The organism is Pseudoalteromonas sp. 5Ae-yellow (genome assembly GCF_014077565.1).
Lineage (GTDB): Bacteria > Pseudomonadota > Gammaproteobacteria > Enterobacterales > Alteromonadaceae > Pseudoalteromonas.
This window is the reverse complement of record NZ_JACGWD010000057.1, coordinates 21,255-31,125: the sequence shown is the minus strand read 5'-3', so window position 1 is coordinate 31,125 and position 9,871 is coordinate 21,255. Positions and strand designations below refer to the sequence as shown.

Annotated in this window: 6 protein-coding genes and 2 rRNA genes; 5 read left to right on the top strand and 3 right to left on the bottom strand. The window is 41.6% G+C overall.

From position 1 onward, the window contains the following. Window positions 1-40 precede the first annotated feature (40 nt). The 3 genes from rrf (H4J63_RS14770) (at window position 41) to glsB (ending at window position 1,804) form a co-directional block, all read left to right on the top strand. Window positions 41-155 (top strand): 5S ribosomal RNA (rrf, locus tag H4J63_RS14770). 62 nt (window positions 156-217) lie between these two features. After that, a 5S ribosomal RNA gene (rrf, locus tag H4J63_RS14765) occupies window positions 218-332 on the top strand. A 548-nt stretch (window positions 333-880) separates the two neighbouring features. Continuing rightward, window positions 881-1,804, top strand: a complete 924-nt coding sequence (glsB, locus tag H4J63_RS14760; protein ID WP_002961081.1) for a glutaminase B — start codon at window positions 881-883, stop codon at window positions 1,802-1,804. A gap of 37 nt (window positions 1,805-1,841) precedes the next feature. Here the strand turns inward: glsB and H4J63_RS14755 are convergent, their stop codons facing one another. Continuing rightward, entirely contained in the window at window positions 1,842-3,146 is a 1,305-nt protein-coding gene (locus tag H4J63_RS14755) for an inosine/guanosine kinase (RefSeq protein WP_010554383.1), read from the bottom strand. Window positions 3,147-3,324: 178 nt separating this feature from the next. Here H4J63_RS14755 and tadA point away from each other — a divergent pair, with 178 nt between their 5' ends. Continuing rightward, window positions 3,325-3,840: a tRNA adenosine(34) deaminase TadA gene (gene tadA / locus H4J63_RS14750; protein ID WP_010554384.1), complete on the top strand. Its 516-nt coding sequence runs from the start codon at window positions 3,325-3,327 to the stop codon at window positions 3,838-3,840. Window positions 3,841-3,842: 2 nt separating this feature from the next. Here the strand turns inward: tadA and H4J63_RS14745 are convergent, their stop codons facing one another. Then, the gene (locus H4J63_RS14745) at window positions 3,843-4,010 is read right to left on the bottom strand and encodes a hypothetical protein (RefSeq protein WP_007584688.1); all 168 of its coding nucleotides are present in this window, start codon (window positions 4,008-4,010) and stop codon (window positions 3,843-3,845) included. 163 nt (window positions 4,011-4,173) lie between these two features. Then, a complete protein-coding gene (gene mltF, locus H4J63_RS14740; RefSeq protein WP_182197298.1) occupies window positions 4,174-5,682 on the bottom strand; it encodes a membrane-bound lytic murein transglycosylase MltF in 1,509 nt (502 codons plus the stop codon). Window positions 5,683-5,893: 211 nt separating this feature from the next. On the opposite strand from mltF, the gene purL reads away from it, so the two are divergent. Continuing rightward, complete coding sequence (gene purL / locus H4J63_RS14735) at window positions 5,894-9,784, top strand: phosphoribosylformylglycinamidine synthase (RefSeq protein ID WP_182197297.1); 3,891 nt, start codon at window positions 5,894-5,896, stop codon at window positions 9,782-9,784. Window positions 9,785-9,871 lie beyond the last annotated feature (87 nt).

Below are 9,871 nucleotides of genomic sequence, written 5' to 3'. Positions count from 1 at the left end.
AGCACTACGTGCTTGTCATTAATTCTTTGCACCTAATTTGCTTGGTGACAATAGCGTTTTGGACCCACCTGATTCCATGCCGAACTCAGTAGTGAAACGAAACAGCGCCGATGATAGTGTAGCATTTTCTATGTGAAAGTAGGACATTACCAGGCTTCAAATTCAGTCGAAGGACTTTAACCTTAATAATTAAAATAAGAAAATTGAAAAGAATTTTCTTGGTGACAATAGCGTTTTGGACCCACCTGATCCCATGCCGAACTCAGTAGTGAAACGAAACAGCGCCGATGATAGTGTAGCATTTGCTATGTGAAAGTAGGACATTACCAGGATTTAATTAAGAGAAACCTGTTACAGTAATGTGACGGGTTTTTTGCTTTCTGAAATTTTGTAAATAGTCCATGGCGAACTCAGTGGCGAAATAAAATAGTTCTAAGGCGAGCCCCGCAGAAGGACGCCCAGACACAAAGATAGTGTAGCATTTGCTATGTGCCTCTCCACCGCTGTGGCACTACGACATTACCAGGATTTAATTAAGAGAAACCCGTTACAGTAATGTGACGGGTTTTTTGCTTTTTGGAATTTTGTAAATAGTCCATGCCGAACTCAGTGGCGAAATAAAATAGTTCTAAGGCGAGCCCCGCAGAAGGACGCCCCGACACAAAGATAGTGTAGCATTTGCTATGTGACTCTCTACCGCTGTGGGCAGTACGACATTACTAGGATTTAATTAAGAGAAACCCGTTACAGCAATGTGACGGTTTTTTTGCTTTTTAAAATTAAGAAAAACATCCCCCTTTAAATTCAACAACAAAACTAGTTGCGTCTATTCGCGCGTGCTAAAATCCAATTTTTATGAATGATGATATAGAGGTCTAGTTTGCCTACAGCTGATTACCAAAAGGTGCTTGATGAAATAGCACATGAAGTACGCCCTTTATTATCACAAGGAAAAGTAGCTGATTATATACCGGCCCTTGCAGAGGTCGATCCTGAGCAATTTTCTATCGCTATTTATACAACTGATGGTAAAACTGTATGTGCGGGGGATTGCTCTCAACGTTTTACCATTCAGTCTGTTTCAAAAGTTATGACACTTACTATGGCACTGCAACGTTATGGTGATGAACTTTGGCATCGAGTTGGAAAGGAGCCTTCAGGTACTGCCTTTAATTCGCTTACACAGCTTGAGTTTGAAAAAGGGATCCCTCGTAACCCTTTCATAAATGCAGGCGCAATTGTAACGTGTGATGCGTTATACAGCCGCTTATCTGCACCAATGCACTCTATGCTCGAGACCTTTAGGTTGTTAGCTGGTAATAGAGGGATAGTGATTGATAAAAAAGTCGCTAATTCTGAGTATGAATTTAGGCATCGTAATGCGGCTATGGCACATTTAATGAAGTCGTTTGGTAATTTCGAAAATGAAGTCGATGATGTTTTATGGTCTTACTTTAACTTTTGTTCTATTGAGCTCAACTGTATTGAATTAGCCAAAGCTTATAATTTTTTAGCAAATAAAGGTGTTGATAATCGATCGGGCGATCGTGTTTTAAGTAGCCGTCAAAATAAGCAGCTTAATTCGCTATTATTTACCAGTGGCTTATATGATGCTGCGGGGGATTTTGGTTACAGAGTCGGTATGCCAGGTAAATCGGGAGTGTCAGGGACTATTTTAGCTGTGTTACCAAATAAGTTTACTGTAGCTGTTTATTCTCCGGGGCTTAATTCGTTTGGTAACTCCGTTGCAGGAATAGCAGCATTAGAACTGCTATCTAAAAAGCTCGATATTTCTATTTTTTAGGAAATCGATAGGGAGCAATAATTGCTCCCACCGTTATTTATTGTTCCCAATAAACTTGTTCTAAACAATCTTCGCGCTCTGGTAAACCACGAGATAAACGCGGAGAGTGCTGAACTAATACTTCATAGCTCGCTCGGTTAGCATATTTACTAATTTGCGATAGTGACGAGTAAGTAATAGCTTGTTGCTGATGTTTAGCTGAGTTTGCCACATTAAGCTTATGGTAAACATTCGCTGACAAATCATGTAGTACAGCCGCAAGTGCGCAGTCACCTGCACCATTGGTGTTTTTTATTGAATCAGGTCCACCCATAAATGGGGCCGTATGACTATATGCTCTGATAGGTTCATCACACTCATCTTTACGCATAGCTCGTGAGAATTCGTAACGGTTAAAATCAGGTATGGCGCCTGGTAGTAACGGGTATTCGGTTTCACGCTTTAAGCTTTCGTCTACGTAGCCGGCCATAAATAAGCCTTTTTCGCCAGCGGTACAAATAACTAAGTCTACCCAATCAAGTGCTTTATCAGCAGCTAGAAGAGGATCTTCAAAACCTGTAATAGCTAAACCTTCTTCTTCGTTCATAGCAAGAATATCAACATGCTTTTCAACAAAGTTTGCCCACCAAGTAGGGTCTTGTTCAATTAAGAACTTAGTACCGAGTGTAAGCACAACTGGCACACCTGCGTCATTAGCGTATTTTACCGCTTGCATAGTGGCTTCAGTCATTGTTTCGCTACCTTGAGTACGCATAAGATAGGCACTAATCACTAACGCTGATGAATTCTCAATAAGGTCTTTATCGATAGATTCAGGACGTAAGTGATTCATTAGGCCAGCACTTATAGCAAAAGTACGCTCACCGGTTTCATCAATTAATGTAAAACAACGGCCTACAGGCCCATCAACTGGTTGAAGGTAGTTTAAGTCTACACGGCTTGAGGTATTACATAAAAAACGGTAAGCGTAGCTACCTATTTTTATATTTTCGCTCATTACGCCTAATAAAACTGAGCGATCATCTGCAAGTACAGAGTAGTTGTGCATAGTGTTACCAATGGTTCCACCGGCAAACTCAAAATCAACCATATTGTTTAATTTTAAACGATCGTATAAGGCGTTTGTTGTATCGCTATCAATAACTTGCGACATCCCTCTACGTAGTTGAAATTCGTCAAGGAAAGCTTGATCAACTTTTGCCTCTATATCAACAACGATCTGATCGATACCCGTAATATAACTACGTTGTAATCGCTCTGTTGCGTTAAGTTGATTGGTAAGTGGATCTTTGGCTTCCACTGGAAAATAATGTTTATGCCTGCGGCGTCCAGGAAATTTCATTTGCTACCCGTGTTGTGAGCTAAATAAAAAAAGCGTGAGATTATAGCGTAAATCAGCACGAGTGAGCCATTACAAACGGGTAAATATTGTTTTATTTTTGGGATAAAGTAATGAATGGCGCACTTTAGAGTGCTAACTAGGTATAATTACAGCATAAAAGGTTATTTAAGTAGAAATAATGAACGAACCATTTGATGATTCCTACTGGATGGAACAAGCGCTTTTGTATGCAAAGCAAGCAGAGCTGCTTGATGAAATTCCGGTTGGAGCAATTGTAGTCAAAGATAACCAGCTAGTTTCAGTCGGGTATAACCGCTCAATAACGGATAATGACCCATCTGCCCATGCCGAAATGATTGCAGTGCGAGAAGCTGGAAAAGTCCTTAACAATTACCGCTTAATTGATTGCACCCTATACGTAACGTTAGAGCCTTGTTCTATGTGTGCGGGATTGTTAGTGCATAGCAGAATAAAGCGTTTAGTGTTTGGAGCAGTCGATGCGAAAACAGGGTCTGCGGGTTCAATTATGAATTTATTACAAGAGCCTAAGTTAAATCATCAAGTTGAGGTGTGCGGTGGTGTTTTGGCACAGCAGTGCGGGGATACTATTTCGAATTTTTTTAAACGTAGAAGAGCGCAAATTAAAGCAGCTAAGAAAGCTGCTCGTGATGATCAAATAAATAAGCCTAACTAAAGTTAACTAGCGATTGGCTCTATTTCTGATTCAGCCATTTGCTGCATAGCAAACATTCGGCGACGCCAGATGATTTTTTTGTGTAGTTTTCGCAACATAACACGACGACGTGTGGCCGTTGAGTAAATGACATTGCGTTTTAATCTTTGTGTGCGTCTACGTTTTAGCATGTTTTCTCCTAATGCAAGAGTGAGAAAGGCGCGGGTATATCTTATAAAATAATGATATACAATTAACACACATTAGTGATCATTTGGTGACAAGTAAACAGATATTTAATTTACTTAAATTTTGCTTACTGACATGCTCAATAAACGGGTACTTATATTAATCTTAGCCATTGTTTTCACTCGACTGTTCGGGTTCGATTATAGGTTGTTGTTTTTCTGTTTGAGCTTCATCTGCCTTACTTTTTACTTCACTTTCTTCGTTTTTCTTTAGCTCAGTATCAGTGCTCAGCTCTGTAATTGTTTCTGGCTCAGGCTCTGCAGCAATAGCATCATTTTCATCTAGCCAAACAAGTGCATCGTAATAGCGACGAATATTATCAACATATTTAACAGCTACATCGCCTCGGGCATAACCGTAGCGAGTTTTACGGTAATAGCGCTTTTTAATTAATAGCGGTAGGCGTTTTTTTACATCAGCCCACTTATCAGGGCTTGCGCCTTGCTGTTCGGTAATTATACGTGCGTCGTTAACGTGCCCCCAACCTACATTGTATCCGGCCAAAGCAAGCCATGTGCGGTCGGGTTGCGGGATACGGTCAGGAATACGTTTAATAAGCTTGCTTAAGTATTTAGCGCCACCACGAATGTTTTGCTCTGGTTCTAACCGGTTAGTAACACCTACTTGTTTGGCTGTACTGCGAGTTAGCATCATGATGCCGCGCACTCCTGTTGGTGATTTAGCGCGAGGATTCCACATAGATTCTTGATAGCTTAGTGCCGCTAATAATCGCCAGTCAAGGCTACCTGCATATTGTTCAAACCATGGCTGGTATGTTGGTAAGGTTTCTTTAATTGCTTCGATATAAGCAAGGGTATTTACATAGTTAAATTGGCGTACGTGACCAAAGTATTTTTCTTCAAGTACATAGAGCTGGTTACTTTGCTTAACGTCACCAAAAAATGGCACCAACAACGCATATAAAGAGTCGTCTTTAGATTTATTAAGTATCCATGCAATCGGGTCGTTATGGCTAACTGAAAAACCAATGCTTAAATTTGGGTGATAACGGCGAAACAGCGATAGCGTATGCGTATCAGCGAGTGTGTAATCTATCTCGCCATCAATAACTGCTTGAAGTAGTTCTTCTTCATCAAACTCTTCGCTTTCTATCCAAGTTAGATCTGGATTGTTCTTCTTCATTTTTTGTAGAGTAAGCGAGTGGCTACTTTTAGCTATAACCGTAAAGTTGCCATCTAAATCGTCAAACTCTCGAGGGCGAACGCGCCCTTGTTTATAAACTAACTTTTGGCTGATTGTTCTGTAAGTTGGTCCGTAACGGTATTGCTCTGCACGGGTTTTATTATAGGTAAGTCCTGATGCTATCAAATCTAAATCACCGCTTTCAAGGCGTTCAAACATGTCAGATAAGTTAAAGAAAGGGACTATTTCAAGCTCTACACCTAAATATTCAGCGAAGGCTTGAGATAACTCATATTCAAAGCCTTGCTCACCTTGAACGGCTTGATAATAATTACTAGCACTGGCAAGGGTACCCACACGTATTTTATTGTGTTCTTTTATTTGGGCGAGTTGAGTTGGCTGCTCTTGCATATCGCATGCACATAACAGCATAACTAAAGTAATGATTATTATTAGTTTTTCTTTGAACATTGAGTGCCCCTTAAGCTCGCCAGTCACCGTTATAGCAAAACTAAGCCATCGCGTCACTTTACCTTTTATTTTATTAACCAAAAGAGGCTATAAATAAAGCTAAAAAGTTAATTTTATGAAAAGCGTAATTTTGAGTTAAATCTGAATGCTAATTGGACTATAATGCGTGCCTAAAATATCGTTCAATCCCTAACCCCGGATGAAATTACCTATGTTGATCCTTCGTGGTGCACCAGCACTGTCAGAGTTCAGAGTTAATAAAATTTTAGCGCGTTGCCAACAATCGCAACTTCCAGTCACTAACGTATACGCCGAGTATGCTCACTTTGCCGATTTAATATCGCCGTTGAGTAGCTCCGAGCAAACCAAGCTTGAAAAACTATTAACTTACGGTCCAACTATTGCTGAGCATACCCCAGCTGGCAAACTTGTACTTGTTACACCTCGCCCAGGTACCATTTCACCTTGGGCATCTAAAGCAACCGATATTGCCCATAACTGTGGTTTAAAACAGGTTCACCGTGTTGAACGCGGTATTGCTTATTATGTTGAAGGTGACTTAAACGCAGAACAACTTGCACAAGTAATTGCGTTATTGCATGACCGTATGACCGAAGCCACGCATAGTGAGCTTGATGATGCGGCACAACTGTTTCGTAGTGATGCACCGCGCCAAATGTCGTCTGTTGATATTTTAGGCGGCGGACGCGAAGCATTAGCAATAGCTAATGTTGAGCAAGGTTTTGCCCTTGCTGATGACGAAATAGATTACTTGGTAGAAAACTTTATAAAGTTAGGACGTAACCCTAACGACATCGAATTGTTTATGTTTGCACAAGCAAACTCAGAGCATTGTCGCCATAAAATATTTAATGCTGACTGGACAATCGATGGAAAAGAGCAGCCAAAATCGCTGTTTAAAATGATTAAAAATACTTTTGAGTTAAATCCTGAAAATGTATTGTCGGCGTATAAAGATAACGCGGCAGTAATGAAAGGCTCAAAAGCGGGTCGCTTCTTCCCAAATGCGCAAGGTGAATATGCGTATCATCAAGAAGACATTGAAATACTAATGAAAGTTGAAACGCATAACCACCCAACAGCTATTGCGCCATTCTCTGGTGCGGCTACAGGCTCTGGTGGTGAAATTCGCGATGAAGGCGCAACTGGTCGTGGCTCTAAGCCAAAAGCAGGTTTAGTTGGCTTTACTGTATCAAACTTACGTATTCCAGATTACGAGCAACCATGGGAAAGCGATTTTGGTAAGCCGAGTCGTATTGTTAACGCGCTTGATATAATGACAGAGGGTCCACTAGGTGGCGCTGCATTTAATAATGAGTTTGGTCGTCCTAACTTATTAGGCTACTTCCGTACTTACGAAGAAAAAGTAACAAGCCATAATGGCGAAGAAGTACGTGGTTACCATAAACCCATTATGCTTGCCGGAGGTTTAGGTAATATTCGCTCTGATCATGTTCAAAAAGGCGATATTCCTGTTGGCGCTAAATTAATTGCGCTAGGTGGACCTGCAATGAACATTGGTTTAGGCGGTGGTGCTGCATCAAGCATGGCTTCAGGTCAATCAAACGAAGATTTAGATTTTGCTTCAGTACAACGCGAAAACCCAGAAATGGAACGTCGTTGCCAAGAAGTTATCGATAAATGTTGGCAGCTAGGTGATGAAAACCCAATTGCATTCATCCACGATGTAGGTGCTGGCGGTTTATCAAATGCGTTTCCTGAGCTTGTTAATGATGGCGGACGTGGTGGTAAGTTCCAATTACGTAGCATTCCTAACGATGAGCCAGGCATGGCACCACACGAAATTTGGTGCAATGAATCACAAGAACGTTATGTACTCGCTGTTGGCATAGAGGACTTTGACCGCTTTGAAGCTATTTGTAAGCGTGAACGTGCCCAGTACGCTGTTATTGGTGAAGCAACCGCTGAACCTCACTTAACGGTGTCAGACAGCCACTTTGAAAATAACCCTGTTGATTTACCGCTGGACGTATTATTAGGTAAAGCACCTAAAATGCACCGCGATGTAACGTCAAAGCAAGTTGTTGGTAAAGCGCTTGATACTACATTAATAAATGCAGCAGATGCAGCGCAGCGCTTAATGCGTTTACCAGCCATTGCAGAAAAAACATTCCTAATCACAATCGGCGATCGCTCAGTTACGGGTTTAGTCGCGCGCGATCAAATGGTCGGTCCTTGGCAAGTACCTGTTGCTAACTGTGCAGTAACTGCAGCAACGTATGATACTTACCACGGTGAAGCTATGTCACTCGGTGAGCGTACTCCTGCAGCATTACTCAATTACGGTGCATCTGCTCGTTTAGCTGTAGCTGAGTCGTTAACTAATATTGCCTGTGCAAACATCGGTAGCCTTGAAAACATTAAGTTATCGGCTAACTGGATGGCAGCAGCGGGTCACCCAGGTGAAGATGCTGGTTTATATGAAGCTGTTAAAGCCGTAGGCGAAGAGCTTTGTCCTGCGCTTGGTTTAACGATTCCAGTGGGTAAAGATTCTATGTCAATGAAAACGACATGGAAAGATGAAGGTGACTCACAAGAGAAGTCAGTAACATCGCCGCTTTCACTGGTTATAACTGCGTTTGGTCGTGTTGACGACGTACGTAAAACAGTCACTCCACAACTGCGCACAGATAAAGGCGATACATCGCTTATATTAGTTGATTTAGGTGCGGGTAAAAACCGCATGGGTGCATCAAGCCTTGCGCAAGTTTATAAGCAATTAGGTGATGTAACACCTGATGTTGATAGCCCTGAGTTATTAAAAGGCTTTTATAACGCAATGCAAGCGCTTGTAGCTGATAATAAGTTACTTGCTTATCATGACCGCTCAGACGGTGGTTTATTTACCACGGTTGCTGAAATGGCGTTTACGGGTCATACCGGTGTAACGGTTGATTTAGCTGGTTTAACAGGCTCTGACATTGAAGCACTTTATAACGAAGAGCTAGGTGCCGTAATCCAAGTAGCAAATGCTGATTTAGATGCAGTAAATGCGGTGTTTGAACAACATGCTATAGCAGCAATTAGCCACAACATTGGCACGCTTAACAGTGACGATACGATTATATTTAACCGTGGCGAAAATACGGTACTTAATCATACGCGTACTGAGCTTCGTACTATTTGGGCTGAAACAACGTATCAAATGCAAGCACGCCGTGATAACCCTGAATGTGCTAAGCAAGAGTTTGATGCTAAATTTGATGCAAAAGATCCAGGCTTAAACGTAAAACTTAACTTTGATTTAAACGAAGATATAGCTGCACCATACATTGCAACCGGTGCTAAACCGCAAATGGCTATTTTACGTGAGCAGGGTGTTAACTCTCATTTAGAAATGGCGGCAGCGTTTAATCGCGCAGGTTTTGCAGCTGTTGATGTACACATGAGCGACATTTTAGAAGGTCGTTTAACACTAGAACAATTTAAAGGTTTAGTGGCATGTGGTGGTTTCTCATACGGTGACGTACTTGGTGCGGGTGAAGGTTGGGCTAAGTCTATTTTGTTTAACGACATGGCACGCGATCAGTTCCAAAACTTCTTCCACCGTGAAGATACCTTTAGTTTAGGTGTGTGTAACGGTTGCCAAATGTTATCAACGTTAAAAGAGCTGATCCCTGGCACTGAACATTGGCCGCGTTTTGTAACTAATAAATCAGAGCGTTTTGAAGCACGCTTTAGTTTAGTAGAAATACAAGAGAATCCGTCTGTGTTCTTTGATGGAATGGCTGGCTCGCGTATGCCTATAGCGGTTTCTCATGGTGAAGGTCATGCTGAGTTTGCAAACGATGCAGCCACTAAAGCGGCGCTTAATAGCGGCACTGTAGCGGTTAAGTTTGTAGATAACTACGGTAACCCTACTACGCAGTACCCAGGTAACCCTAATGGTTCTCCAGAAGGTATTACAGGTATTACGTCAACTGATGGTCGCGCCACTGTAATGATGCCGCATCCAGAACGTGTATTCAGAAGCGTTGCCAACTCTTGGCATCCTGATGAGTGGATCGAGGATAGCCCGTGGATGCGTATGTTCCGTAACGCACGTAAAAATGTAGGTTAATTACATTTGCGTTTATACAAGTTAGATTCATAATCTTACTGTAAAATAAAAAAGGCTGCATTGTGCAGCCTTTTTTGATTAGTATAG